This is a genomic window from Gramella sp. MAR_2010_147, assembly GCF_900105135.1.
Classification (GTDB): domain Bacteria; phylum Bacteroidota; class Bacteroidia; order Flavobacteriales; family Flavobacteriaceae; genus Christiangramia.
Genome location: NZ_LT629741.1, coordinates 2,722,545 through 2,748,960, shown reverse-complemented (window position 1 = coordinate 2,748,960; position 26,416 = coordinate 2,722,545). Strand labels below are relative to the sequence as shown.

General features: G+C 37.7%; 24 protein-coding genes and 3 tRNA genes. 7 read left to right on the top strand and 20 right to left on the bottom strand.

Features of this window, described 5'->3' with window-relative positions; translation table 11 throughout:
- Position 1: 1 nt before the first annotated feature.
- A complete protein-coding gene (locus BLT95_RS12350; protein ID WP_089666470.1) occupies positions 2-523 on the top strand; it encodes a methyltransferase domain-containing protein in 522 nt (173 codons plus the stop codon).
- A gap of 51 nt (positions 524-574) precedes the next feature.
- The gene (locus tag BLT95_RS12345) at positions 575-1,423 is read left to right on the top strand and encodes a glycosyltransferase family A protein (RefSeq protein ID WP_089666469.1); all 849 of its coding nucleotides are present in this window, start codon (positions 575-577) and stop codon (positions 1,421-1,423) included.
- On the opposite strand, the gene pafA is transcribed toward BLT95_RS12345, so the two are convergent.
- Entirely contained in the window at positions 1,420-3,051 is a 1,632-nt protein-coding gene (gene pafA / locus BLT95_RS12340; protein ID WP_089666468.1) for an alkaline phosphatase PafA, read from the bottom strand. The two genes, BLT95_RS12345 and pafA, sit on opposite strands and share 4 nt — an antisense overlap.
- 116 nt (positions 3,052-3,167) lie before the next feature.
- On the opposite strand from pafA, the gene BLT95_RS12335 reads away from it, so the two are divergent.
- Positions 3,168-3,905 (top strand): ABC transporter permease, encoded by a 738-nt coding sequence (locus tag BLT95_RS12335; protein ID WP_089666467.1) that lies wholly within the window; start codon positions 3,168-3,170, stop codon positions 3,903-3,905.
- A gap of 3 nt (positions 3,906-3,908) precedes the next feature.
- Positions 3,909-4,673 carry an ATP-binding cassette domain-containing protein gene (locus tag BLT95_RS12330; RefSeq protein ID WP_089666466.1) on the top strand — a complete coding sequence of 255 codons (765 nt, stop codon included), beginning with the start codon at positions 3,909-3,911 and terminating at the stop codon, positions 4,671-4,673.
- Here the strand turns inward: BLT95_RS12330 and BLT95_RS12325 are convergent, their stop codons facing one another.
- The 9 genes from BLT95_RS12325 to porV form a co-directional block, all read right to left on the bottom strand.
- On the bottom strand, positions 4,674-6,107 hold the full coding sequence (locus BLT95_RS12325; RefSeq protein WP_089666465.1) for a DUF389 domain-containing protein: 1,434 nt from the start codon (positions 6,105-6,107) through the stop codon (positions 4,674-4,676).
- A 2-nt stretch (positions 6,108-6,109) separates the two neighbouring features.
- Entirely contained in the window at positions 6,110-7,201 is a 1,092-nt protein-coding gene (locus BLT95_RS12320; RefSeq protein ID WP_089666464.1) for a mannose-1-phosphate guanylyltransferase, read from the bottom strand.
- 6 nt (positions 7,202-7,207) lie between these two features.
- Positions 7,208-7,807, bottom strand: a complete 600-nt coding sequence (locus BLT95_RS12315) for a SprT-like domain-containing protein (RefSeq protein WP_089666463.1) — start codon at positions 7,805-7,807, stop codon at positions 7,208-7,210.
- A gap of 3 nt (positions 7,808-7,810) precedes the next feature.
- Positions 7,811-8,494, bottom strand: coding sequence for an SDR family NAD(P)-dependent oxidoreductase (locus BLT95_RS12310; RefSeq protein WP_089666462.1), 684 nt, complete (start codon positions 8,492-8,494; stop codon positions 7,811-7,813).
- Positions 8,494-9,471, bottom strand: coding sequence for a M20/M25/M40 family metallo-hydrolase (locus tag BLT95_RS12305; protein WP_089666461.1), 978 nt, complete (start codon positions 9,469-9,471; stop codon positions 8,494-8,496). Before BLT95_RS12305 ends, BLT95_RS12310 begins: the two co-directional genes overlap by 1 nt.
- Positions 9,472-9,534: 63 nt before the next feature.
- Positions 9,535-11,244: a pyruvate dehydrogenase complex dihydrolipoamide acetyltransferase gene (locus BLT95_RS12300; RefSeq protein WP_089666460.1), complete on the bottom strand. Its 1,710-nt coding sequence runs from the start codon at positions 11,242-11,244 to the stop codon at positions 9,535-9,537.
- A 3-nt stretch (positions 11,245-11,247) separates the two neighbouring features.
- Entirely contained in the window at positions 11,248-12,249 is a 1,002-nt protein-coding gene (gene pdhA / locus BLT95_RS12295) for a pyruvate dehydrogenase (acetyl-transferring) E1 component subunit alpha (protein WP_089666459.1), read from the bottom strand.
- Positions 12,250-12,360: 111 nt separating this feature from the next.
- On the bottom strand, positions 12,361-12,843 hold the full coding sequence (gene cdd / locus BLT95_RS12290; RefSeq protein WP_089666458.1) for a cytidine deaminase: 483 nt from the start codon (positions 12,841-12,843) through the stop codon (positions 12,361-12,363).
- A gap of 80 nt (positions 12,844-12,923) precedes the next feature.
- Positions 12,924-14,078: a type IX secretion system outer membrane channel protein PorV gene (gene porV, locus BLT95_RS12285; RefSeq protein ID WP_089666457.1), complete on the bottom strand. Its 1,155-nt coding sequence runs from the start codon at positions 14,076-14,078 to the stop codon at positions 12,924-12,926.
- Between the two features lie 418 nt (positions 14,079-14,496).
- On the opposite strand from porV, the gene gldJ reads away from it, so the two are divergent.
- The gene (gene gldJ / locus BLT95_RS12280; protein ID WP_089666456.1) at positions 14,497-16,191 is read left to right on the top strand and encodes a gliding motility lipoprotein GldJ; all 1,695 of its coding nucleotides are present in this window, start codon (positions 14,497-14,499) and stop codon (positions 16,189-16,191) included.
- A 68-nt stretch (positions 16,192-16,259) separates the two neighbouring features.
- A complete protein-coding gene (murF, locus tag BLT95_RS12275) occupies positions 16,260-17,552 on the top strand; it encodes a UDP-N-acetylmuramoyl-tripeptide--D-alanyl-D-alanine ligase (protein WP_089666455.1) in 1,293 nt (430 codons plus the stop codon).
- A gap of 85 nt (positions 17,553-17,637) precedes the next feature.
- On the opposite strand, the gene BLT95_RS12270 is transcribed toward murF, so the two are convergent.
- From BLT95_RS12270 to BLT95_RS12220, 10 genes are all read right to left on the bottom strand, one after another.
- A tRNA-Val gene (locus BLT95_RS12270) sits at positions 17,638-17,712 on the bottom strand.
- Between the two features lie 404 nt (positions 17,713-18,116).
- Positions 18,117-18,191: transfer RNA gene (locus BLT95_RS12260), tRNA-Val, on the bottom strand.
- A gap of 124 nt (positions 18,192-18,315) precedes the next feature.
- A tRNA-Val gene (locus BLT95_RS12255) sits at positions 18,316-18,390 on the bottom strand.
- Between the two features lie 144 nt (positions 18,391-18,534).
- Positions 18,535-19,359 carry a hypothetical protein gene (locus tag BLT95_RS12250; protein ID WP_089666453.1) on the bottom strand — a complete coding sequence of 275 codons (825 nt, stop codon included), beginning with the start codon at positions 19,357-19,359 and terminating at the stop codon, positions 18,535-18,537.
- Between the two features lie 170 nt (positions 19,360-19,529).
- Positions 19,530-20,702 (bottom strand): folylpolyglutamate synthase/dihydrofolate synthase family protein, encoded by a 1,173-nt coding sequence (locus tag BLT95_RS12245; protein ID WP_231896369.1) that lies wholly within the window; start codon positions 20,700-20,702, stop codon positions 19,530-19,532.
- Between the two features lie 48 nt (positions 20,703-20,750).
- Positions 20,751-21,575, bottom strand: a complete 825-nt coding sequence (locus BLT95_RS12240) for an energy transducer TonB (protein ID WP_089666451.1) — start codon at positions 21,573-21,575, stop codon at positions 20,751-20,753.
- A gap of 1 nt (position 21,576) precedes the next feature.
- On the bottom strand, positions 21,577-21,969 hold the full coding sequence (locus tag BLT95_RS12235) for a biopolymer transporter ExbD (RefSeq protein WP_089666450.1): 393 nt from the start codon (positions 21,967-21,969) through the stop codon (positions 21,577-21,579).
- A gap of 1 nt (position 21,970) precedes the next feature.
- On the bottom strand, positions 21,971-22,672 hold the full coding sequence (locus BLT95_RS12230; RefSeq protein ID WP_089666449.1) for a MotA/TolQ/ExbB proton channel family protein: 702 nt from the start codon (positions 22,670-22,672) through the stop codon (positions 21,971-21,973).
- Between the two features lie 113 nt (positions 22,673-22,785).
- Positions 22,786-24,012, bottom strand: a complete 1,227-nt coding sequence (locus BLT95_RS12225) for a Glu/Leu/Phe/Val dehydrogenase dimerization domain-containing protein (protein WP_089666448.1) — start codon at positions 24,010-24,012, stop codon at positions 22,786-22,788.
- Between the two features lie 65 nt (positions 24,013-24,077).
- Positions 24,078-25,205: an anhydro-N-acetylmuramic acid kinase gene (locus BLT95_RS12220; RefSeq protein ID WP_231896368.1), complete on the bottom strand. Its 1,128-nt coding sequence runs from the start codon at positions 25,203-25,205 to the stop codon at positions 24,078-24,080.
- A 29-nt stretch (positions 25,206-25,234) separates the two neighbouring features.
- On the opposite strand from BLT95_RS12220, the gene BLT95_RS12215 reads away from it, so the two are divergent.
- Positions 25,235-26,377 (top strand): acyl-CoA dehydrogenase, encoded by a 1,143-nt coding sequence (locus tag BLT95_RS12215; RefSeq protein ID WP_089666446.1) that lies wholly within the window; start codon positions 25,235-25,237, stop codon positions 26,375-26,377.
- Positions 26,378-26,416: the final 39 nt, after the last annotated feature.

Below are 26,416 nucleotides of genomic sequence, written 5' to 3'. Positions count from 1 at the left end.
AATGTACGAGAATACTTTTCCTGAAAAGCGTTATCAAAAAACTCTGGAATTTCTAAAAGAACTGGTGCCTCCTCCGGCCAGAATTCTTGATCTGGGCGTAAAAAACCCATTTTCTGAGATCATGACTCAAAATGGTTATGATGTTTCAAATACTTCAGGTGAAGATTTGGACGATCATTTTGATGCTGTAAAAAGTGAGGAATATGATCTGGTTACTGCATTTGAAATTTTTGAGCACCTCCTGGCTCCTTATAATATTCTCCGGGAAATAAAAGCAAAAAAAATTATCGCCAGCGTTCCGCTTAGACTATGGTTTTCTCCGGCATATCAAAGTAAAACCGATAAATGGGACCGGCATTATCATGAATTTGAAGATTGGCAGTTTGACTGGCTATTTGAAAAAAGTGGTTGGGAAATAAAAAAAACTCTCAAATGGACCAATCCCGTAAATAAGATTGGAATAAGACCTGTACTTAGAAAATTCACCCCGCGTTATTATGCGGTTTACGCTGAAAAGATCTGAACATCTTCTTCTAAAATTTTATCTTAGCCCCTCATAATAACTAATTTTCAATTGAAGATCTATATTATCATTCCTGCTCATAATGAAGCCAGTTTTATAGGCCAAACGCTTCAGTCTCTGGCAGATCAAAGCCTTAAGCCGGATAAAATAGTAGTGGTTGATGATAGTTCTAAAGACAACACTTCTGAAATTGTTGAAAAGTTCGCCTCAAAATATCCATTCATCGAACTAGTTAAAAACAGTTCTTCCAACGAACATGCTCCGGGCAGTAAAGTGATAAATGCTTTTTATAAAGGCTATTATAAATTAGATGATAATTTTGACGTGATCTGTAAATTTGATGCAGATCTTATTTTTCCTGAGAGTTATCTGGAAAAGATTTCAGCATATTTTGAAAATGATAATCTGGCCGGGATAGTAGGTGGTTTTTGCAGCATTCAGCAAAAAAATAAATGGATTCCGGAAAACCTTACCGGGAAAGATCACATTCGCGGAGCCCTTAAAGCATATAGAAAACATTGTTTTATCCAGATAGGCGAATTAAAACCTGCGATGGGATGGGATACTGCAGATGAACTACTGGCTCGCTTTCATGGCTGGAAAGTAGTGACCGATGATTCTCTTTTGGTAAAACACCTTCGCCCTACAGGAATGAACTATTTTGAACATTCTGGAAGAAAGCAGGGTGAAGCTTTTTACAGATTACGATATGGCACTCTTCTAAGTCTTATTGCTTCGGCTAAATTAGCAGCCATGAAGATGAATCCGTTCGCATTTTTACATTATATCTCTGGATATTTCACGGCTAAAAATAAGAAACGACCTTTTCTTGTTTCAGAAGAAGAAGGCCGTTTTATTAGAAAATTACGTTGGGCGAATATCCGAAAGAAATTCGCTTAATCTTCCAGCATCTCAACCAAAGGTCGCCCTATGGAAGCATCAGGAAAGGAAATTCCTAATAATGCCGAGATCGTCGGAGCGATATCTGGAATTACCGAATGCTCAAACGTACTTCCAGGTTTGATCCCTTTTCCGAAGAAGATCAATGGCACATGCGTATCATACATAAAACCCGAACCGTGAGTAGTTCCTTTTTCGGGATAAATAATATACCCGGGATCCAGCACAAATAGAATATCACCACTACGTTCCTGATTAAATCCATTTTGAATCAGCGCGCTAATCCCTTCAGTAAAACTTGCAGATTGAAGTTGCTCCCTGGTATATACCCGAGAAATATTTTTCTGCTGAAGTAAGTAGTGAGCAATTTTTTGCTGCACTTCATGTGCATCAAGATCTTCTTCTTTTAATACCTTATAGTCCAGAAAAACCTGTGTATTTGAAATATTCTGAATTAGACTATCAACTTTAAATTCTTCGTTTACAAATTTTTCTATTTTCTCATTCATTTTTACGTCCTCAAAATATCCCGAAGGGATCTTTCTACTTTTTAAATAGGCAGGAACATCTACTCCACCATGATCTGCAGTTAGAAAAACGGTATACTCGCCCGCTCCTACTGTCTTATCCAAATACGCTAGAAAATCACCAATGGCAAGATCTAATCGTAAATACGTATCCTGAATTTCTTTAGAGTTCACCCCAAAGTTATGTCCCACATAATCTGTACTGGAAAAACTAAGCGTTAAAATATCTGTTATATCATCTTCCCCAAGGGATTCTCCTTCAACTGCCGCTTTTGCAAATTCAGCAGTTAGGTCATTCCCAAAAGGTGTTGCCTTGATTAGCTCAAAATTTCCGTTTTCAGCAGCGAGTGTTTTGAGGTCATATGGAAATGTAGCCTTTTCTTTCCCCTGGTACCCAAATTCAAAATTATTCTCATCTACTCCACTTTCTGTATAAGATTTGATATCCCTTAAAGTATTCCATGTTTTCAAATAGGCCTTCGCCTTCCCAGAATTATTAAATTCCTTTACCCAGCCAGGAAGATCACTCATGTAATAATTACTACTTATCCATTTTGCCTCATCCTGGCCATGAAACCAATATGCTGCATTTGCAGAATGACCTGCAGGAAGAATAGCTCCCCGATCCTTTAGAGCAATCCCAATAGTCTTCCCCTTCATTTGAGTATGAAGGCGGTTTTCATCTGTAAAAGTAGTAGACTTCATTCGGTGTGGAGACATCTTCCCTGCTTCACTTTCGGTTCCTACTGGTTGAACAGATTCGTCTGAAACACAATAAACAGATCTATCCTCAAATTTATCAAACCAGCCGTTGCCTATAATTCCGTGATATTCCGGCGTTGTACCTGTAAAAACTGAAGCATGACCAGGCCCGGTATACGTTGGAACATAATTAAAATGGTTATTCTTAAAATTATAGCCATTATTCACCAGCCTCTTAAAACCTTCTTCCCCAAACTGATTCCAAAAACGGGTTAAATAGTCATACCGCATTTGATCTACGACGATTCCAACCACGAGCTTCGGTTTCTCATTTTTAATCTGCGCTTTTAAGGGCGACATAAGAAGCAGCAAGAACATTGCTAATAAATACCTTTTCATTAGGTTAAGTTTTTAAATAGACCCCAAAAATACTAAACTTGAAACGCTAAAGTTTAATTAAGCGTTAAATAGTTTAGCGCGAAATTTTAGTATTTTAGCTTTTCAAAATTCAATTAATGACCTACCTGCACTCCATTGGGGAATATTTTTTAATGCTTAAAGGAGTTTTTGGCCGAATGACCAAAGGTTCGGTTCTTAAAAATCTTATTTTTAAAGAAATAAATGAACTCATCATGGGTTCTCTGGGAATCGTTGCGTTCTTGTCGTTCTTTATTGGAGCGGTAGTAGCGATTCAAACTGCATTAAACTTAAACAATCCTCTTATACCCAAGTCTCTTGTAGCATTTGCTGCAAGGCAATCTGTAATTTTAGAATTTGCTCCCACTTTTATATCCATTATCATGGCGGGTAAAGTAGGCTCTTTCATTACTTCCAGTATAGGATCTATGAGAGTTACTGAACAGATTGATGCGCTGGAGGTGATGGGTATCAATTCTAAGAATTACCTTATATTACCTAAGATTATCGCCATGCTAACCTATCCCTTTTTAATTGCTATAGCAATGTTTCTAGGGATCGCAGGGGCCTATTTTGCTGCAGTTCTTGGTGGATTTGTTACTTCAGATCAGTTTTTAACGGGACTTCAGGATGATTTTAATGGCTTTCACCTTACCTATGCTTTTATAAAAACATTTCTTTTTGCGTTTATCCTGGCAACAGTGCCTTCTTATCATGGTTATTATATGAAAGGAGGGGCGCTGGAAGTTGGAGAAGCTTCAACAACCTCTTTTGTATGGACCAGTGTGGTTCTAATTATCACTAATTATGCAGTTACTCAACTATTATTAAGCTAACGAATGATACAGGTAAAAGATTTACATAAAGGTTTTAACGATCAGGAAGTGCTGAAAGGAATAGACTATACCTTTGAAAGAGGGAAAACCAATTTGATCATCGGGCAGTCTGGATCTGGTAAAAGTGTTTTCCTGAAATGCATGCTGGGACTTTTTAAAGTTGATAAAGGCACTATTGAATATGACGGCAAACCTTATTCAACATTTTCAGATGAAGAACAACGCGAGCTAAGAACAGAAATGGGAATGCTTTTTCAGGGAGGCGCCTTATTTGATTCTATGACTGTGGAGGAAAATGTGATGTTTCCTTTAAGAATGTTTACCAGACAACGAAAAAAAGAAATGCTCACCAGGGTTCACGAAGTACTGGAACGTGTTAATTTAGATGGGACGGGAGCCAAAATGCCTTCAGAAATCAGTGGTGGAATGCAAAAAAGGGTTGCCATTGCCAGAGCGATTGTAAATAAGCCTAAATATTTATTTTGCGATGAACCTAATTCAGGCCTGGATCCGCAAACGGCCACTGTAATAGATAATTTAATTCAGGAACTTACCCATGAAAATGATATCACTACTGTTGTGATTACCCACGATATGAATTCAGTTCTAGAAATTGGGGAACGTATTGCATTTCTTAAAGATGGAGAATTAGCCTGGAAAGGTACTAAAGAAGAAATTTTCAGGACTGATGACCAGACGGTAACCGATTTTGTTTACTCTTCCAATCTTTTCCAAAAAGTTAGAAAAGCCCAATTAAAAGGTTTATAGTTAGCGAATATTTTTAATCGCAAGCGTATCAAGATCTAATCTCACCCTCATCCAGTCTGCAAATTTTTCCTGCTGTGAGTTTAACTCCTGCCTGGATATTTTAGTATTCCACAATACTGTAAAAGTTGGAATAGTATCGGTTTTTTGAAAATTGGTAGTTATTAAATTAGAATAACCAATTTCCTCGATGTTCTCATAATTGATCTTTGCTTCTTTACTTAAGTTAACAAAAGAAAATTTATCACCTCTATACTTAGAGAGTTCAGACTCGAGCAACTGTATTCGTCTATCTTTATTTTGCAAAACTTCCTGGTTCTTCACATAAAGATCTTCAAGTATCCCACTCCTAACCTCTGTGGAGAGTTGATTAATATCCTGACTCTGATCGTTACCCTGATGTACTATAAGTTGAGTTTCCTTTAAAGCTTCCACATCATCCAAAGATTCCTGCCAAGTAGTAATTGTTGCTAAAGGAATTGAATTACCTATCATATATACATCTATCGTTCTGTCTTTATAGTCACTTGTAAACTTTAAAGTTTCAGCACCCGAATATCTTACGGTATTTTCAATAAATTCTGTCGCCTTACTCTGGAAAACCTGCTCCCTGAGCAATTTTACAAAAAGAACAACACTGGGGATCATTACAATTATGGCAACGGTAGAAGCTATTTGAGCTGTTCTTCTTCGCCTTTTACTATTAGCATATTTAACTAAAGGAAAACCTAACAATTTTGAAACAACAAAAGTAGACAGTGCTATAAATACCGCATTTATCGAAAACAAATAAAGGGCTCCTAAAGCAAAATCCCATTTTGCAGTTGCCAAACCATAACCAACAGTACAAAGCGGTGGCATAAGTGCTGTAGCGATCGCTACCCCTAGAATAACACTTGCTATAGTTCCTTTTTTAGTTTTAGCCACAATTAGAGCAAGTCCGCCAAAAATAGCGACCAGTACATCTAAAATTGTGGGATATGTTCTGGCAATTAATTCAGGAGTTTCCTGTTTTACTGGTGAAATAAAGAAATAAATAGTGGCCGTGATTACACTTAGGCCCACCATAATACCCAGATTGACAAAAGAGCGTCTTAAAGTATCTACATCGTTAATAGCTACTGCCATTCCTATACCTACAATGGGACCCATAAGAGGAGAAATAAGCATCGCGCCAATAACCACAGCAGTACTACTAACATTAAGTCCTATGGATGCTACAAATATTGAAAAGATTAGAATCCATGCATTATGCCCTTTGAATGAGATATCCTTCTGGACAGCCTCAACCGTTGACTCCCTATCAGTATCTTCCCGAATATCCAGAAGGCGGCTTAAAAATGTACGTGCCTTTTTCTGAATTTCCTTTGCGTCCTCCCTAAGATTTTCTCCACTGGAATTCTTAGACTCAGTTTCTGTATTCTTTATTTCTGCCATTTTTAACCTAGGTCTTCACCAAAATCTTTCATAACCTGATCTCTTAATTCTTTAATATACTGTTCATCAGATTTTGGAACGATCATTAAAATATCTTTATCTTCAACTATTATAAAATCTGACAACCCTTTTAAAACTACGATCTTTTTATCAATTGCAGAAACAATATTATTTTTTGAATCTTCTGAATGAAGTCTGCAGTTTATCGTTGTATTATCATCTTCATCTGCAGGTAATTCGGTTTGTACCGAAGACCAGGTTCCAAGATCATTCCAGTCAAAACTTACCGGAATCACATACACATCATCAGATTTCTCCATGATCCCGTAATCAATTGAAATATTAGAAGCTTTGGAGTAATTCTCTTTCAAAAACTGCTGTTCTTCATTTGTATTCCACTTTCTTTCTCCTTTATTAAAAATATCAAACATATCTGGCAGATACTGCTTAAAATTTTCAATAATAAATTTTGCACTCCATATAAAAATACCGGCATTCCAGGCATAATTTCCAGCTTCAATAAATTTCTTCGCCTTTTTTACGTTTGGTTTTTCTGTAAAAGCATCTACCTTCTTAACGTTTTCCTTTCGCTCCTTATCATACTTAATATATCCGTAACCCGTATTTGGCATTGTTGGTTCCACACCAAGCGTTATAAGTTTGTCATCATTCTCTACATTGTCAAAAGCTTCCTGGATAGACTCGATAAAACCGTCTTCGTCCTTTATCCAGTGATCACTGGGAGCTACGATTGTTAAAGCATTCTCATTCTTTTTGAAAATCTTCAATGCCCCTAATAAAATGCTGGGTGCAGTATTTCTCATTTCGGGCTCCGGAACAATTTGCTCGTTTTTTATTTGCGGAACCTGATCTTTGATCATATCTACATACTTTTCATTGGTTAGCACATAAATATTTTCAGCAGGAATAAGTCTTGAAAGTCTTTTAAAAGTAGTTTGAAAAAGCGTTTCCCCTACGCCCAAAATATCTATGAACTGCTTAGGATTTGATGCTTTACTTGCTGGCCAAAATCTTGACCCAACACCGCCTGCCATAATAATTGCATAGTAATTATCTTTTTTAGTCCCCGTCATAATTTTTTAAACCTTAATTAAATGTACTTCAGCATTTGGCTGAAATAAATAAATTTTTCCTGAATCGATTTCCAGGCATTCGTATCGTTTCACTTTTCTAGGACCTTTTTTAAAAGTCTTCCCGTTATGGATCTTGAACACACTTCCTAAAGGAATCTCAAAAATATAGTTTTTACCATTCTCAGGATCAAAACTTTTGAGCGCAACAGATAATTTTGCATCTGTATCACTACTGGCTTTTGGATTTCTAAAATGATTTGCGATCACCGGCAATAAGGAATTTGGAAATATCTCTGGTCTTATAAAAGGTAACATCAAACTTCTAAAACAAAATTTCCATTCCAATCCATGAGGTTTTATTTCACGTCCATATTTTTCAAAAGCGATTAAATGAGCGATCTCATGAATACTGGTTATTAAAAACCGGTATTTATTCAAATTTGCATTAATGGTGATTTGCTGAGAGCCATCCGGTAATCTTCTGTAATCACCATGTCTGGTTACACGTTCATTGACAATCTTTAAGTGAACCCCATTCATTTTTATCAATTCTGAAACGGGTTCTACCGCATTTGCCGGCAGGTATTTTGAAAGAATCTCCTTCATTCATCAGGGTGTACTATTGGACACCTGCAAAATTTTACCGTTATAGAATTTTTGCCCGTTCAAACTAAAATCTGCAATATATTTGGCCATTTCCTGAGCATTCACAGGAGCTTTATACCCGGGAAAAGCCTCTTCGAGCATTTCTGTTTGAACTGCACCAAGGGCCAGTGCATTAAAAGATGGCCCACTCTCTTTATACTCTTCCGCTAGCAATTCAGTGAGTGTTAACAACGCACCTTTACTGGAACTGTACGCCGCTAGTCCAGGAAACTTCATACTTCCCTGAATTCCGCCCATACTACTGATATTTAGCACATGGGAGTCTTTGTACATAAAGCGAAGTAATTTTCTGGTAATGGAGGCAACCCCAATTACATTTACTTCATATACCTCTCTAAAATCATTTGACTTTGTTTCTTCAAACGGCTTATTTAAAAAGGCACCGGCGTTATTAACTAAAATATCTACTTTGGAGCTCCACTGATCTTCAATAAAACTTTCAGCTCGAATATGACTGTCTTCATCTGTGATATCAAAAGAAAAAGCATTTACATTAGATAATTCCATGTTTGCCACGGGTTTTTTATTGCGGGATAAGGCCAGTACATTATGCCCCATTTTTGACAAAATGGAAACCAGTTCAAACCCAATACCTCTGCTGGTACCTGTAACTACAATATTCTTCATTACTCGTTCATTTTAATTTCCTTCTCAGCAGAACTGGACATTTTCACTAATCCAGGAATGAGATCTTCTATCAGGGAAGCCATAAATTCAGCATTCAGAAATTCAGATTCGTCATCTACATGATGATAATATGGATAATTAGAAAAATCAAAAGTACTCACAGTTTGCGAAGGCACTCCAAAAACCTGATAGAACGGATAGTTATCACTTCGTTGGAAAAGGCTCATCTGCTGAGCCTGTGGCAAAAATCCCAGTACCTGTTCTCCATCAGAATATTCATTAAATTTTTCAGCGAGATTCGATTTTTCGAATCCGGTCAAGTAAGCCTTAAAATCTTTCGCCTTCATTGGTACCCCAATCATTTCAAGGTTGAACATCACATATAAGTTCAGATCTTCTTCTTTCAACTTTTCAGCCAAATGCTTTGAACCTTTTAATCCCATTTCTTCCCCTGAGAACAAAGCGAAAATAATACTCCTTTTATTTCCTCCATTTTCAGCAAAATATTTCGCCAGCTGAATTACTCCAACGGTACCTGCGGCATTATCGTTAGCACCATTCGCAATTGTATCTCCTTCAACTTCTTTTCCAGTTCCAATATGATCATAATGCGCCCCTATCACTATAAACTCATCTTTCAACTTGGAATCGCTACCTTCCAGATATCCTACTACATTAAATCCCTTAATGTCATTGATCATAAAATGATCTCTATAGGTCTCAAAATATGGTTTCAGCCCATAAGTCTGAAATTTATCTTCAATAAATACTGCAGCATCTTCAATCCCCTGGCTTCCTGTTTTTCTTCCCATTAAATCATCTGAAGACAGGTAGTTGAGATCATTCTGAACTTCAGCGATAGAAACTTCAGCATTTATTACTTCTGAATTGTTTTTGGTTTGGCCAGTACATGCCAGGATAGAAAACAGCATAATGAACATGCCGCAAAATGTATTGAACTGTGTTATTTTTCTCATAGCGCTAAAGATAAAAAAATCCCGCGATTAGGCGGGATTCTCATAATTTATTAAAGCTTCGAATTAAGCCAGCATGGTCACCGGGTTTTCCATATAAGTCTTTAAAGTTTGTAAAAATGCAGCACCTGTTGCACCATCAACCGTTCTGTGATCGCATGCAAGTGTAAGTTTCATGGTATTCCCAACCACGATCTCGCCATTCTTAACCACCGGCTTCTCTACGATTGTCCCAACAGAAAGTATCGCTGAGTTTGGTTGATTAATAATACTGGTAAATTCTACAATTCCAAACATTCCAAGGTTAGAAACTGTAAAAGTACTTCCTTCCATATCTGCCGGCTGGATCTTTTTATTTCTAGCCTTTCCTGCAAGATCTTTTACATTCCCGCCAATTTGCGTTAGCGACATTTGATCTGCAAACTTAAGCACAGGAACCACAAGACCTTCTTCTACCGCTACAGCCACACCCATATGGATATGCCTGGCAATTTTAGTTGCATCCCCTGTCCACTGACTGTTTACCTGTGGATGTTTTCTAAGAGCCATTGCTGAAGCTTTGATCACCATATCATTGAAAGACACCTTCACATCTGGCATTTCGTTGATATGTTTTCTTGAAGCCATCGCGTTCTCCATATTCACCTCGATAGTAAGATAGTAATGAGGAGCAGTAAATTTAGATTCACCCAAACGCTTGGCAATCACCTTACGCATTTGTGAATTTTTACGATCTTCAAAACTTTCTTCTCCCGCCGGAGTATATGGCTGAGCCGCAGCAGTAGATTTTTCAGCTGAATCTGCTTTTGCTTCTGCTGGTTTATCAGACTCTTTATAGTTTTCTATATCTTTCTTTACGATCCTTCCATTCTCACCAGATCCTGAAACATTGGAAAGGTCAATTCCCTTATCTTCAGCCATTTTTTTGGCCAATGGAGAAGCAAAAATTCTTTTTCCGTCCTTAGCTTCAGACTGGCTGGAAGAACTTTTCTCTTCTTTATCCTGTTTTTCTGAATCTTTAGAAGAATCGGTATTCTCTTCTTTTTTATCTGCTGAATCAGATTTCTTTTTCTTTTTATCGCTTCCGCCCGAAGTATCAATTTTTGAAACATCGGTTCCTTCAGGGCCAATAATTGCCAGAAGACTATCTACTTTTGCAGACTCCCCTTCCTGGATTCCTATTTTCAACAGCGTACCTTCATAGAAAGACTCAAATTCCATTGTAGCCTTATCGGTTTCTATTTCAGCAAGAATATCTCCTTCCTGAACTTTGTCCCCTTCCTGCTTAAGCCATGCAGCCACGGTTCCTTCTTCCATCGTGTCACTTAAACGAGGCATATTTATAATTTCCACACCCTCGGGAACACCTTCATCATCTCCACCGTCATCATCGGAATCTGACTCATCATCTTTATCAGAATCGTCTTTAGATTTTTTCTTATCCTTAGACTCTGCAGATTTATCCTTTTTCTCATCCTTATCATCTTCAGAATCATCATCACTGCCACCTCCATTGATAAGGTCAGAAATATCTTCACCTTCTTCACCAATTATAGCCAGCAATTCATCCACCGGGGCGCCATCGCCCTCTTCAACCCCAATATGAAGTAAAGTCCCATCATAAAAAGATTCAAATTCCATCGTGGCTTTGTCAGTTTCGATTTCAGCCAGAATATCACCTTCTTCTACTTTATCTCCCTTTTTTTTCAGCCACTTTGCAACGGTACCTTCTTCCATGGTATCGCTCAAACGTGGCATTTTGATAACTTCTGCCATAGTTTAGTCTAATTTATGTGCTAGAAAAGGATAATCCTCTTGTTCGTAAACAACGTCGTACATGATATTCTTATCCGGGAAATCTGATTCATCTGCAAATTTCTCACATTCTGAAACTTTCTCCTTAACGCGTTTATCGATCTCTTTTATTTCTTTTTCTGAAGCGTATTTCTTCTCCTTAATTATCTCCTTAACTTTAGTGATAGGATCTAGTTTCTGATATTCAGCAACTTCATCCTTGGTACGATATTTCTGAGCATCACTCATAGAATGACCTCTATATCGATATGTTTTTAACTCAAGGAAAGTTGGACCATTTCCTTTTCTCGCTCTGGTGATTGCCTCATCCAGTGCTTCAGCAACTTTTACGGGATCCATTGCATCTACAGGGCCACATGGCATCTCATAGCCATTACCCAATTTCCATATTTCAGTATCCTTGGAAGTACGTGCCACAGAGGTTCCCATAGCATACCCATTATTCTCCACACAGAAAACAACCGGTAAATTCCAGTTTACAGCCATATTCAGGGTTTCATGAAGAGCTCCCTGTCTTACTGCACCATCACCCATAAAGGTTAAGGTTACATTATCTCTTTTGTGGTATTTATCGGCAAAAGCAAGTCCAGCTCCCAGAGGAATTTGACCTCCAACAATCCCGTGACCACCATAGAATCTTTGTTCTTTGGCGAAAATATGCATAGAGCCCCCAAGTCCCATCGAGGTACCAGTCTTCTTTCCATAAAGCTCTGCCATTACTCTTTTAGGATCCACTCCCATCCCGATTGGCTGAACATGGTTTCTGTAGGCGGTAATCATACGGTCTTTTTCAAGATCCATCGCATGAAGTGCACCTGCTAAAATAGCTTCCTGCCCGTTATATAAATGTAAAAATCCTCTAACTTTTTGTTGAATATAAACCTGCGCAAGCTTATCCTCGAATTTGCGCCAAAACAACATATCCTCGTACCACTTTAAGTAGGTGGCTTTTGTAATTTTCTTCATCTAAAATTTATATTTAATGGCCAGACAGATTGGTTTTGCCAAGCGGATAACAAAAATACTATTTTCGACAAGAAACGAAAACAGTTTTACTGCAAAAAAATTACGAAAACCTTATAGACAGGAATTATCAAACACTAAAGGCAACAAATCCTTTATAGACTCAGCTTTTACAACTTTTCCTGTTTCTCCCATGAAATAAAGTTCAATGGCATCTTCCTGCTTTACTTCATATTCAACCATAGCTTGTCTGCATGCACCGCATGGAGGCACCGGCGAAACAACTTTATGTCTTAAAGATTTTGCTGTGATCGCAATTTTTAAAATTCGGGAATTAGGAAACTTAGCCCCAGCTGCATAGATAGCCGTTCTCTCAGCACATAAACCGGATGGATAGGACGCATTCTCCTGATTACTCCCTACTACGACTTCTTCATTCTCCAAAAGAATAGCAGCCCCTACTTTAAATCTGGAATATGGCGCATAAGCATGCTCCCTCACATCAATAGCTTTCTGCATTAGATCCTGAACATCCTGAGGAATTTCATCTATAGATTCATAAACTTCTAAACGTGAAGTAATGGTAAGTGGCTTCATATAAAATTATTGGAAAAACAAGGTAAGAGAAACCCCTAAGGTTTCAAGTAGCAATAAGAGAGTTTTAAGAAATGTTTTTATTAATTATTGAAGCTATCTCCAAAATTAAAACTTAATCCAAATCTAAGTGTTCCTTCTAAAGGACTTGGAACAGAAGACGTGGAAAATAAATAAGAGGCGTCTATAATAATATTCTCATAGGCAAAACCAGCACCTAACGAGAAAAATCTTCTAAACCCCTTTTCTTCACTTTCATTGAAGTATCCTGCGCGAAGAGCAAATTTCTCCTGATACCAGTATTCAGCTCCTAAAGCAAGTGTTACCTCTTTTAACTCTTCAGAAAAACCATCTGGAGCATCCCCAAAAGATTTAAAAACACCTTCTATAGAACCTACTGAATTATATTCTTCATCATCTTCACCATCAATATCCCCGTCATCATCAAAATCCTGTGGAGTTGGCACCAACAACTTATTAAACTCCACATAAGTTCCTAAACGATTATCCGCATCAAAAATAAAGTCGAAACCAGCACCAAGTTTAAGATTGGTTGGAATAAAGTTTTCCTGACCCGCGTCATCATATTTCATTTTAGGCCCAATGTTGGAAATCGCAGCACCCAAACGCCATCTACCGTCAAAATTACTTAACGTAAGCTGTTCTCCTTCATAATATGCGGCCACATCTACCCCAAAAGTGGAAGCAGCTCCTAAATCTTCACTATCCTGAAGTCCAAGATCTGATCTAAGATATCTCCCGGCGACAGCCATAGATAGTGTTTCACTTAATTTCAAAGAATAAGAAACATCAAATGTAAGTTCATTAGGACTAACCAAAAGAGGAAGATCTTCAAAGCCCTGACGGGTCTCAATAGATCCCAAACTAAAATATCGAAGACTTGCCGCAACTGCACTACGATCATCTAATTTATGGAAGTAGTTAAGACTTCCAAGAAAGATATCATTAACAATCTCACTTAAATATGGAGTGTAGGACACTGCCACGCCATTTTCTCTGTCTGCAAAAGCATACTTCGCCGGATTCCATTGTTGAGAAAAAACATCTGGAGAGGTAGCAACCCCCTGGTCACCCATCCCGGCAGCACGCGCATCTGCAGCAACCAATAAAAAAGGAACAGCCGTAGTAATTACCCTATCCCTATCATTTTCCTGAGCAAACAATGAAAGATCGGCAAACAAAATGGCGACGATCAAAAAGAATGTAATTTTTTTCATTATAGTAGTTAATGATAAACAAATATATAGTAATATTCCCGTTAAGAAAGAACCTCTTCACAAAAAAGCTTTCTCAACAATTATAAAAACATGAAATTTAAAATGGCAATTAAGTTTGGGCTTAATGAATATAACTCAAATTAATATAAATTATTGCATTCATGGGACGAGAGACTATTATATTCGACCAAAATTAGAATTCCATATAATTTTTAAGTTAATTAGCCGTTTATAAATCTTCTTAGGCCTAAAACTTAAAAGCCTAATAATAAACCGAATATAAAACGATCTTAGGTCATGGCATATCAGGGAGTTATGTAATTTCCAACTCTTTTAGAATTAACAAAATAATCTTGTACATTTATCGTTAATTAGTATATTGCAAAGCCTAAATTTCTATCATAAAGAAGGGAATACTATGAAATTGAATGTAGCTTTAAAAGCCGTTATTGCTGTAGTTTGTGGCGTTAGCTTACTAAGCTGTAATAAATCGAACAATTACAAAAACACCTCTCGCGCAACCGGATGGGATATAAATTCGGATGAAGGCGGATTTCAATACAACACCGATTATAAGGAGCAGGAAGCTGCCCCGGGTCTTGTATTTGTAGAAGGAGGAACTTACACTATGGGACGTGTGCAAGATGACCCTATGCACGACTGGAACAACACACCAACACAACAACATGTTCAGTCCTTTTATATGGACGAGACCGAAGTTACCAACAAAATGTATCTGGAATACCTAGATTGGCTAAGACGTGTTTTCCCTCCAAGTGAAGAAAATTATAAGAATATTTATGACGGAGCTCTTCCAGACACCTTGGTATGGAGAAACCGTTTAGGATATAATGAAACGATGGTAACTAATTACCTACGTCACCCAGCTTATGCAGAGTACCCTGTTGTTGGAGTTAGCTGGATTCAGGCTGTGGAATTCAGTAAATGGAGAACAGATCGTGTAAACGAAAGCAACCTGGAAAAAGAAGGTTTTATTAAAGAAGGCGCAAGATATACAGATGTAGATGCCTCTTCTACGTTTAATACTGAAACATATATTCACACCCCGAGTAAAGCTTATGGAGGCAATACCGAAATTAGTCAGGGTGGTGATGAATCTCAAGACAGGCTGAATGAAACCAATGAAGCCGGTGATCCAATTAAAAAAGTATATCCAGGTCGTGAAAGCGGATTAATTTATCCAGAATACAGACTTCCAACAGAAGCCGAATGGGAATATGCTGCACTGGGATTAACGGGAATTAGAAGCTACAACACTTATAGAGGTAGAAAAAAATATCCTTGGGATGGTCAATACACCAGAAATGGTGATGTTAAGAGAATGGGAGATCAACTTGCCAATTTCAAACAGGGAGATGGTGATTATGGCGGAATTGCAGGATGGAGTGATGATGGTGCCGATATTACAGCGGAAGTAAAAACTTATGAACCTAACGATTTTGGTCTATATGATATGGCTGGAAATGTTTCTGAATGGGTTGCTGACGTTTACAGGCCTATCGTAGATGATGAATTTAATGACTTCAATTATTACCGTGGTAACGTTTACACCAAACATGCCATCAATGAAGATGGTACCGTAAAAATTGTTGGAACAGATGATGTTGTGTATGATACTTTAAGCAATGGAAAACTGGTAGCTCGAAACCTTCCTGGTGAGATCGCTCAGGTGCCTGTTACTGAAGAAGACACTTACATGAGAACTAATTTCACTGAGAGTGATCAAAGAGATTACCGTGATGGTGATAAAAGCTCCAGTAGATATTACCAGCCCTTCCAGGAAACAGAAGAAGATCCTGCTAAAAGGATGTATAATTCTCCTACTTACGACAATTTCACTTATGCTGATAGCACATCTGAAGGTGGAATTACAGAAAGGGGTTACGACAAAGAAAAAAGAACCACACTGGTTAGTGATGAAGTAAGAGTTTATAAAGGAGGTAGCTGGAGAGACAGAGCTTATTGGCTAGACCCAGCTCAGCGCCGCTATTTTCCACAAGACATGGCCACAGACTATATTGGTTTTAGAAATGCAATGTCTCGAGTTGGCTCTAAATCTTTAGATAAAAACAAGACAGCCAGAAGTAATTAAACGAGTAACTACTATAAAATAAACTTAAAGCCCTAATTTGTTTAGGGCTTTTTTTATAGATTTATTTTATGAATACAGCTAGATTACATCAACGCTTCCTGCTTTGCTCAGGCGCTGACACAGATACCAGAAATATCAGAAAGGATAGTATGTTTTTTGCACTCAAAGGCGAAAACTTTAATGGCAATGAATTTGCTCAAGCTGCACTTCAAAATGGTGCCCGGTATGTAGTGGTAGATGACAAAAAGCTTGCAAAGGACAAAGAAGATTATATCTTAGTTAAAAATGTTCTTGAAACACTTCAGAATCTAGCTAAATTTCACAGAAACTACTTGCAAATTCCCATTCTTGCCATAACGGGCAGTAACGGAAAAACAACCACTAAGGAGCTTGTCCATTCCGTTCTTTCAAGAAAATTTAAAACCATCGCTACAAAAGGGAACCTTAATAATCATATAGGGGTTCCTTTAACCTTATTATCCATGGATGCTCAAACTGAGTTTGGTATTATTGAAATGGGAGCAAATCATCCTTTAGAGATAGAGTTTCTGTGCAGCATTGCAAATCCAGATTACGGTTATATTACAAATTTCGGGAAAGCTCACCTGGAAGGCTTCGGAAGCCTGGATGGAGTTGTTAAAGCTAAAACTGAACTTTATAAGGATTTACAGGAAAGACATAAATTGATTTTTTTAAATATCGATGACGAGATCCAGAGAAAACATGAAAAATACAGTCATGTATTTAGCTTTGGAGAAAGTAAAGATGCTAATGTAAAAGTTCAATACCATACCGGTCTACCCCATGCACAACTAAATTATAATCAGACTGATTTCAAAAGTAAATTAACAGGTTCGTATAATACCACGAACATGGCTGCAGCTTTATGTATAGGCTTATACTTTAAAGTTAAGTTTGAAGAAATAAGAGAAGCTATAGAACATTATAGTCCTAACAATAATCGTTCTCAGGTTTTAGAAACAGGCACCAACACCATTATCATGGATGCCTATAATGCCAATCCAACCAGTATGCACGCAGCGCTGGAAAATTTTAGTCAGCTACGCACAAACAAGCAGAAAATTGCCATTCTGGGAGATATGTTTGAACTAGGAAGCTCTGCAACTACCGAACATCAGGTCATTGCAAATTATGTTCAGAACAGTGATTTTGCAGAAATTTATTTACTAGGAGATCATTTTAAAAACACTGATACCAGTAGCAATTTCATCTTTAAATTCAAATCTATAGAAAGTTTAAAAGAACATTTAGCAGATTCAGATTTTCAGAATTGTTATTTTATGATCAAAGGATCCAGAGGAATGGCCCTGGAAAGGGTTTTAGACTCTATAAAGAAATAATATCCAGATTGGAAATTGGTACGGTAAACTAATTCTTGTAAACCTGAAACAAAAAAGCCTCACTTCTCTAGTGAGGCTTTTTTTGTGAGTGATACTGGATTCGAACCAGTGACCCCTACCCTGTCAAGGTAATGCTCTGAACCAACTGAGCTAATCACCCGTTTGTAACAAATATATCAAAAAGAGAATTGCCGCCATAAACTATTATTTATCAATATCTTCTTTTCAAAGCTGACGACTCCTTTGAAAGTTTCATTCATTCTCCCATGCAAAATACCACACCCTTCTATTATAACCTCTAACTATAATTTCACTATTATGTATCCGTACAGAACCAATAGATATAACCCTTCTGAATAGCTTTTTCTTGCTTCAACAATGCCTGTGCCTGCAATTAAGAATTTATCAATTTTCCTCAGATTTTTTTACTTCAAAATACACTCTCATTCTAAGATCAAAAAGTACCTCCTGAATTTAAGTAAATTTAATGGCGAAATGAAATTGGACAATCTGAATTATAGAAAAATAAAAAGGCTTCCAATTCTGGAAGCCTTTTTGATTATGTGGGCGCGAAGGGATTCGAACCCCTGACCCCTTGGGTGTAAACCAAGTGCTCTGAACCAACTGAGCTACGCGCCCTTGCGTGATTGCGGATGCAAATATATCAAAAATGAGTAATCTGATATATATTTTTTAAAGGATTTTCAATTTAATTTTTATGCATAAAAAAAGGCTTCCAATTCTGGAAGCCTTTTCGATTCTGTGGGCGCGAAGGGATTCGAACCCCTGACCCCTTGGGTGTAAACCAAGTGCTCTGAACCAACTGAGCTACGCGCCCTTGCGTGATTGCGGATGCAAATATAGACTAGATTTTCATTTACACAAAACAATTTCATTGAAAAATGAATTTAATTTTGTCAATTTAATTTATCCCTCTAAACATTTAAAAACACCCTGAGGTAAAAACCTCAGGGTGAGCATTCTATTTCATTAGTTCGGGAACACTCCGGTAAACATAATCTCCGTGTCTTCCGGTAAATAATTTGCCCATATCATCAATAAAAGCATTTCTTTCATTTTCATCTAGCCAGGAGGCAGATGTTAACTCCTGTTCTTCATCAAAGAAATCTTCTATCTCACCCAGACTATCAAACACAAAAACTTCACTAAATTCCCTGCTATTGGACCCCCATAAATGTCTATGGGTATAGTATCCCTTTAGTTTTTTGCTCTTTTTAGTGACTTTCTCAAAATATTCTTTGAATTTTTCCGGAGAGCCCTCTCCATTCATAGAAAGCTCGCTAGTTCTAACATAATAAATACGAGGCTCCTCCCCTCCTTCAGTTTCAGGGATCATGTATTCCATGGATTGATAGATCTCATCATTGTGATCTGGTTCATAATAGCCAGCCTGTTTCTCAAAAAATTTCTGTCTTTCATCCTCATCTGGCCAGGCTTCTTCCACGAGTTTTTGATTAATTTCATTCGCTTTTTCAATATCTTCCCAGGTCCTGTATACATTCACCAGCATCACTTCAGAATTGTCTGCGGTAAAATAATGGGTATAAACGCCCGAACTAAGAATTAGATCGTTCTTTTTAGTAACGTTCTCGAAATACTGTTTTTCAGTGTCAAGCCAATCTGAAAAATCTGTTTCTGGATCATCACTCCAGTGTGTGGTAGTCATTGTAATGTAAACAGGCTGGTACTCCTGCTCTTCTGATTGATTGGTCTCTTCCTGACCCGTGGCAGCTCCAATAATGGAGAGCATAAGTACAAGAACCAATTGTTTGGTGATTGTTTTCATTTTTAGTTGATTTTTTTAGTGAATAAATATTCATAGCTAAAAAGTCAACTCATGATATAGAAAATGGGTTAAACCAAAGAAAGTAAGTGTAGAAGGGAGTTACTAAACAACATATTATTTACAGAGCCTAATAAAGATAAGGTAAATTATCCTGAAAATTTAGTTTTGATTTATAATACTTCTGCAACCGTAAAATTACTTCCTCCAACGTAGATTAGGTCTTCATCCAGCGCTTCCTGTTCCGCAGCCAGGAAAGCATCCTTGATGGAATTATAAACCAGTCCCTCTAAATTGTATTTTGATGCCTCAGCTTGAAGCTGCTCAGCATCAAGCCCTCGAGGTACATTTGGTTTTGAGAAATAGAAATATGCGCTCTTAGGAAATAAAGGCAATATTTTAGAAAGATCTTTATCATTAACTACCCCCAAAACTATATGCAGATGAAGAAAGCTTTCTTTTTTGAGCTGTTTCATTACGAGATTGAGTCCCTCAGCATTGTGTGCCGTATCACAAATTATTTTCGGTCTTTCGCGAATTATATCCCACCGGCCCTGAAGCCCAGTATGGAGTTTTACATTATTAAGAGCATTTTTAAGAGCTTCTTCCGGTATATCCCAGGAATTCTTTCTTAGCACCTTAATACATGTAAGCACTGTCCTCAAATTCTTTTTCTGATAATCCCCTTTTAAATCGGTAGAATACTCTTGAAATTTAAAGTCTTCCGCAAAAAAAATATTCGAGTTTAAGTTTTTTGAAACTTTTCTAAAAACAGTTTCTGTTTCCTTTTGTTTTTCACCTATGACTACTGGAACATTCGTCTTAATGATACCTGCTTTCTCTTGAGCGATCTCTGAAAGGTTTTCTCCAAGAAATGCAGTATGATCCAGGCCAATATTGGTAATGACCGATAGTTGCGGGGAAATGATATTAGTCGAATCCAGCCTGCCCCCCATTCCGGTCTCAATAATAGCAATATCAACTCCTTCTTCTGCGAAATGATGGAAAGCCATTCCCACGCTCATTTCAAAAAAACTCAGCTTATTATCCTCCAGAAAGCTTTGATTTTTCCCAATAAAATCAACTACATTTCTCTCCGGAATCATCTTACCGTTAATTCTAATTCTTTCTCTAAAATCTTTAAGATGCGGGGAAGTATACAAACCGGTTTTATAACCAGCAGACTGAAATACCGAGGCAAGCATGTGGCTTACAGAACCTTTACCGTTAGTACCGGCTACATGGATACTCTTGAATTTGTTTTCTGGATGATCAAGATGTTCAGCCAGTTTAAGGGTGTTGGAAAGATCCTTTTTAAAAGCCTGTTTCCCTATTCTTTGAAACATAGGTAACTGTTGAAACATCCAATCAACAGTTTCTTGATAAATCTTCACCTATTCAGTAAGTTTAAAATTGTAGATAATGGTTCCAACCTGTTGAGAAGGCGCATTGGAATCGCTGTTAAATCTTGTAGCCAGCGCTGCTCTTTTTGCCGGTGCGGTTAAACAGGAGGCACTATTGGTAGTTCCTTTCATTCCCGGTTGGGCACTTACCACACGTCCAGATTGATCTACTACGATCTTAACCACCACAATTCCAGATTCATTGCAATCCTGGACAAATTTTTCTTTGTTTAATGCCTTTCTACCACCCAATCTGTAATTCCCATCACCATCAAGACCTGATCCCTGGCCATAGTAAGAACTGGCATTTGGATCCCCATCTGGACTTCCTTTATCTCCGGCAACATTTTCATTTCCCTCTCCACCGGTAGCGGTCCCAGATCTCTCTGGCCCATTTAATATACTGCTTAGAGCATCATTGGTAGACTTATCTGGTTTTGGCTCTGGTTTTTTAACCGGCTTGGGGTCTTCTTTTGGTGGTTCAGGCTGTTTGGTTTCTACTGGAGTAGGTTTCTTTTTTTTCTTTTCAATTACCGGCGCTTCCTCAATATCCTGGGTAACCACCTCTTTTTCAATCACCGGTTCAGACTTTACAGGTTGAGTTGCAGATTGTTTTGGAGCAGATTTCACAGGCTCCTTTGGCTGTTCATTTCCAGAACCTACTTCAGAGGTTCCAAAATTAATCGCTATCCCATTTTCAGGTGGCGGATCTAAATAGGTTAAACCGAAAAAAATCAAAAGAAGAATCAGTAGTACGTGTAGTACTACCGTAATCGTAAAAGATTTCTTCTCATGTTTTGTTTCCAGCATCGACATTCTATTCAGGTTTTACCGCTAAAACTATCTTGTAACTATTCCTATTTGCAATATCCATTACGTTTACCGCTTTTTCTATAGGCACTCCTTCTTCTGCTCGAAGGATAATCGTTGGATTTTCTTCTCCAGCCAACCGGCTTTTTAGTGTAGACTCCAGTGAACTATTGCTTATTCTCTCACTATTAATATAGACCTGAAGATCTTTTGTAATACTAACAGATAGTGTTTGCTTGCTGGTAGTTTTTCCTTTGGCTTTTGGCAGAATTAGATCCAGAGCTTCAGGAGTAATTACCGGTGAGGTTAACATGAAGAAAATGAGAAGTAGAAAAACTACATCTGTCATTGAACTCATGCTAAACTCCGGACTTATCTTATTTCTTCCTCTTAAATTCATATTAAGCAGGTTCGTTTAAAAGGTCAAGGAAATCTACCGCGGTAGCTTCCATTTGATGCACCACTTTATCTGTCTTTACTACAAGGTGGTTATAACCTATATAAGCGATAATCCCAACGATCAAACCAGCAACGGTAGTAGTCATGGCGGTATAAATACCTTCAGCCAATGCTCCCATTTGCGCCTGTCCGCTACTTGTGGCCAGTTCATGAAAAGCAAGCACCATACCAATTACCGTCCCAAGGAACCCAATCATTGGTGCTGCACCAGCGATAGTCGCCAAAATACTTACATTTTTTTCCAGCTTATACACTTCCAATCTACCAGCATTTTCTATAGCTGTATTAATGTCCTCTAAAGGACTTCCAATTCTGGAAATTCCCTTTTCAGTAAGCCTGGCAACCGGAGAATCACTTTGTGCACATCTGATCTTTGCAGATTCAATATTTCCACTTTGAACACTGTCTTTAATTTGAAGCATAAAGTTCTTATCTACCCTACTGGCTGCTTTAACGGCAAAGAGCCTCTCAAAATAAATATAAACAGCTGCGAATAACAGAACGAATAAAATGATAATGATGATCTGGCCACCAAGACCTCCGCTAAACATAAGATCAAATAAGGATAAGGTCTTTTCTTCTACGATGGGTTCTGCTGTTTGTGCAGCTTCAGTAACCTCGTCCTGCTGAATAAAATTAAGCATATGTATAAATGGGTTTTTTAATGTAACGTGTTATTCTAAATTTAATTGTAAATCAAATTTAAATAATCAGTGGTCTGCTTTTACCAGAACTTTTAAATTATATGCACAAACTTTTAAACAAGCTGTTTAAGAGCTACTTCAAAAGCTGTTTTGCTAATATTGGTTTTGCTTCTGTTATTATCAAAAGTATTCTGAATTGCATTTTTAATAGTCATGGAAGTATCATTAAAAATCGCCTCGTCGGTCATTTGCACCCTTCTTTCCATAAAATATGCAAATACACGCGCCATACCGCAGTTAGAGATAAAGTCTGGAATAAGACTTACTCTTTCGTCGGTATATTCCATAATAGGACCAAAGAAAATTTCTTTATCGGCAAAAGGAACATTGGCTCCACAGGAAATGACTTCCAGTTTACGATCTATAAGATTAGTAATCTGATCTTTTGAAATTAAACGAGAGGCAGCACATGGAGCAAATATTTCGGCATCAAGCTTCCATACCTTTTCATTGATCTCTTCAAATGACATTGCATCCTTATGCCTCAATGCATTCCCGTCTTTATCCAGGAACATTTTCTTGATCTCTTCAAAACTGAAACCATCTTCGTTAATTAATCCACCAGCACGATCTATAATACCAACAATTTTAGCGCCCATCTGGGAAAGATAATAAGCGGCTGCAGATCCAACATTTCCAAATCCCTGAACAATGGCTCTTTTACCATTAATATCCCCACCGTAAATAGTGTAGTAATGATGAACAGCTTCAGCAACCCCATAACCGGTGATCATATCTGCTACCGTATATTTTCTACTCACATCTGGTGAAAATTTAGTATTCTCCAGAACTTTGATCACGCCCTGCCTTAGCTGACCTATTCTATTAATCTTATCTGCTTCTGTAGGATGAAAATGGCCATTAAAAACCCCCTCCTGTGGATGCCAGACACCACAATTTTCAGTGATTGGAATTACTTCATGAATCTCATCTACATTTAAGTCACCCCCGGTGCCATAATAGCTCTTCAGCAAAGGCGACACTGCTTTATACCAACGCTCCAGAACTCCTTTTTTACGGGGATCTGCTGGATCAAAGTTAATTCCTGATTTTGCACCACCAATAGATGGTCCTGAAACTGTAAATTTCACCTCCATGGTTTTTGCCAGGGAAAGCACTTCGTTTTGATCCAGGCCTTTTCTCATTCTGGTTCCACCACCAGCAGCTCCGCCACGAAGTGAATTGATCACTGTCCAGCCTTCGGCTTCAGTTTCAGAATCTTTCCAGTTAAAAACAATTTCAGGTTCTTTATTTTCGTATACTTTGAGTAATTCTTTCATTTTTGAAATATTTTGAAGCAAATATAAAAAACTAAGCAGGCTCCTTTCCGAATTTGGCAAAATTTTCAGGGTTCAAAAATCCTACCTGAAGAATGATCAATTTTAGCCCCGGTTACCGAACTTAAGACATTTATCTCGCCTCTTAATTTTAGAATTCCGAGCAATGCGAAAATAAGGGCTTCTTTGAAGTCTATTACCTCTTTATCTGGAATTATAAAATTACAGGAAGATCTCGATTTTAGTTCTTCTATAAGGTAGGTATTGAATACACCCCCACCGGTTAAAAGCACATTAGAATTTGAATCACCATCCAGGCTATTTGCAATTTGCATCGCAACATGAACGGCATAGGTTTTAAGAATTTCAGGAATCTCGATCCTGTATTTTTCAATTATTGGAAGTACATCAGAATTTACCCATTCTATACCTAAAGACTTTGGTGGTTTTTTAGCGTAGAATTTAAGAGAATTAAGCTCCTGCAATAATTCTTCATTTAGTTCTCCAGACCTGGCTAACTTTCCATTTTCATCATACTCCTCACCAATTTTCTGCATGAAATAATTAAAGACCGTATTAACCGGACATATATCATAGGCTATCCTTTGGGAGTGCTCTTCCAATGAAATATTGGCAAACCCCCCCAGGTTTATACAATATTTATATTGATCAAATAGCAATCTATCCCCAATGGGAACTAATGGTGCTCCCTGACCTCCCAGCTCAACATCCTGTACCCTAAAGTCACACACCACTGGAATTCCCAATGCTTCAGAAAGTTTTGGAAGATTCCCTATCTGCAAGGTAATACCATGTTTTGGGCGATGTTTAACTGTATGACCGTGACTACAAACTGCGTCCAGAAGATCTATATCATATTTCTGAATAAATTGAACAATAATTTCAGATAGATAAAAAGTATAATCTATATCCAGTTGATGCAATTCAGCAGGCTCCAAATTAATTGCGGAAGATAATTTTTGGCGCCATTCTGCTGAATATGGAATAGTTTGAGAGTTTATTATAGAAAAACCAACTTCGTCTTTAAAACTGATCTCGGTAAAAACCAGATCAATTCCATCAAGCGAGGTTCCAGACATTACTCCTACCGCTCTATAATTTGTTTTTTCCATATTCGTAAAAATACTCAATATCAATTGAAAAATAGCCATCAAAAAGCTATCTTTGGCCTCCAAAAATCAATTTTTTACAAATTTTTTTTCATATGGATTTTAAACTTACCGAAGAACATATAATGATACGCGATGCCGCTCGTGATTTTGCAAAAACAGAATTATTGCCGGGTGTGATCGAGAGAGATGAAAAACAGGAATTTCCAAAAGAGCTTGTCAAAAAAATGGGAGATCTTGGATTTCTTGGAATGATGGCTTCTCCGGAATACGGTGGTGGGGGAATGGACACGATCTCTTATGTACTGGCTATGGAAGAAATCTCGAAAATCGATGCTTCGGCCTCAGTGATGATATCTGTGAATAATTCATTAGTATGCTGGGGGCTGGATACCTTTGGGAACGAAGACCAGAAGAAAAAATATCTATCTAAATTAACCACTGGTGAAAAACTGGGAGCTTTTTGTCTTTCAGAACCAGAAGCAGGAAGTGATGCAACTTCACAACGAACAACTGCAATAGATAAGGGAGATCATTATATTCTTAATGGAACAAAGAACTGGATTACCAACGGTAATTCAGCCGATTATTATTTAGTGATCGCTCAAACAGATAAAGAGAAAAAACATAAGGGAATTAATGCCTTTATCGTTGAAAAAGATTCTGAAGGTTTTGAGATAGGCCCTAAAGAACAAAAACTAGGAATTAGAGGTAGCGATACACATTCATTGAATTTTAATGATGTAAAGGTTCCAAAAGAGAACAGAATTGGCGAAGATGGTTTCGGATTTAAATTTGCAATGAAAACGCTTTCTGGTGGAAGAATTGGAATTGCTGCTCAGGCTTTGGGTATCGCTTCTGGAGCTTATGAACTAGCCAAAGATTACTCCAAGCAACGAAAAGCTTTTGGAACCGAAATTTGCAACCATCAGGCTATCGCATTTAAGTTAGCCGATATGTATACCTCCATTGAGGCTTCGAGGCATCTTGTAATGAAAGCGGCATGGGATAAAGACCAGGGACAAAATTATGATCTTTCTGGTGCCATGGCAAAATTATATGCTTCGAAAACAGCCATGGATGTTAGTGTAGAAGCAGTTCAGGTTCATGGGGGAAATGGTTATGTAAAAGAATATCATGTAGAACGGTTAATGAGAGATGCTAAGATCACTCAGATCTATGAAGGTACTTCTGAGATTCAGAAAATTGTGATCTCAAGAAGCATTCTTAAAGACTAATTTTTGTAAAATATTATAAAGCAAAAGAGCAGCCAATGG

Excerpts from the sequence above, each read along its gene's own strand:
- BLT95_RS12350 (WP_089666470.1), top strand. The coding sequence starts at position 2 with ATGTACGAGAATACTTTTCCTGAAAAGCGTTATCAAAAAACTCTGGAA.
- pafA (WP_089666468.1), bottom strand. The coding sequence starts at position 3,051 with ATGAAAAGGTATTTATTAGCAATGTTCTTGCTGCTTCTTATGTCGCCC.
- BLT95_RS12335 (WP_089666467.1), top strand. The coding sequence starts at position 3,168 with ATGACCTACCTGCACTCCATTGGGGAATATTTTTTAATGCTTAAAGGA.
- BLT95_RS12330 (WP_089666466.1), top strand. The coding sequence starts at position 3,909 with ATGATACAGGTAAAAGATTTACATAAAGGTTTTAACGATCAGGAAGTG.
- BLT95_RS12325 (WP_089666465.1), bottom strand. The coding sequence starts at position 6,107 with ATGGCAGAAATAAAGAATACAGAAACTGAGTCTAAGAATTCCAGTGGA.
- BLT95_RS12320 (WP_089666464.1), bottom strand. The coding sequence starts at position 7,201 with ATGACGGGGACTAAAAAAGATAATTACTATGCAATTATTATGGCAGGC.
- BLT95_RS12315 (WP_089666463.1), bottom strand. The coding sequence starts at position 7,807 with ATGAAGGAGATTCTTTCAAAATACCTGCCGGCAAATGCGGTAGAACCC.
- BLT95_RS12310 (WP_089666462.1), bottom strand. The coding sequence starts at position 8,494 with ATGAAGAATATTGTAGTTACAGGTACCAGCAGAGGTATTGGGTTTGAA.
- BLT95_RS12305 (WP_089666461.1), bottom strand. The coding sequence starts at position 9,471 with ATGAGAAAAATAACACAGTTCAATACATTTTGCGGCATGTTCATTATG.
- BLT95_RS12300 (WP_089666460.1), bottom strand. The coding sequence starts at position 11,244 with ATGGCAGAAGTTATCAAAATGCCACGTTTGAGCGATACCATGGAAGAA.
- pdhA (WP_089666459.1), bottom strand. The coding sequence starts at position 12,249 with ATGAAGAAAATTACAAAAGCCACCTACTTAAAGTGGTACGAGGATATG.
- cdd (WP_089666458.1), bottom strand. The coding sequence starts at position 12,843 with ATGAAGCCACTTACCATTACTTCACGTTTAGAAGTTTATGAATCTATA.
- porV (WP_089666457.1), bottom strand. The coding sequence starts at position 14,078 with ATGAAAAAAATTACATTCTTTTTGATCGTCGCCATTTTGTTTGCCGAT.
- gldJ (WP_089666456.1), top strand. The coding sequence starts at position 14,497 with ATGAAATTGAATGTAGCTTTAAAAGCCGTTATTGCTGTAGTTTGTGGC.
- murF (WP_089666455.1), top strand. The coding sequence starts at position 16,260 with ATGAATACAGCTAGATTACATCAACGCTTCCTGCTTTGCTCAGGCGCT.
- BLT95_RS12250 (WP_089666453.1), bottom strand. The coding sequence starts at position 19,359 with ATGAAAACAATCACCAAACAATTGGTTCTTGTACTTATGCTCTCCATT.
- BLT95_RS12245 (WP_231896369.1), bottom strand. The coding sequence starts at position 20,702 with ATGTTTCAAAGAATAGGGAAACAGGCTTTTAAAAAGGATCTTTCCAAC.
- BLT95_RS12240 (WP_089666451.1), bottom strand. The coding sequence starts at position 21,575 with ATGTCGATGCTGGAAACAAAACATGAGAAGAAATCTTTTACGATTACG.
- BLT95_RS12235 (WP_089666450.1), bottom strand. The coding sequence starts at position 21,969 with ATGAATTTAAGAGGAAGAAATAAGATAAGTCCGGAGTTTAGCATGAGT.
- BLT95_RS12230 (WP_089666449.1), bottom strand. The coding sequence starts at position 22,672 with ATGCTTAATTTTATTCAGCAGGACGAGGTTACTGAAGCTGCACAAACA.
- BLT95_RS12225 (WP_089666448.1), bottom strand. The coding sequence starts at position 24,012 with ATGAAAGAATTACTCAAAGTATACGAAAATAAAGAACCTGAAATTGTT.
- BLT95_RS12215 (WP_089666446.1), top strand. The coding sequence starts at position 25,235 with ATGGATTTTAAACTTACCGAAGAACATATAATGATACGCGATGCCGCT.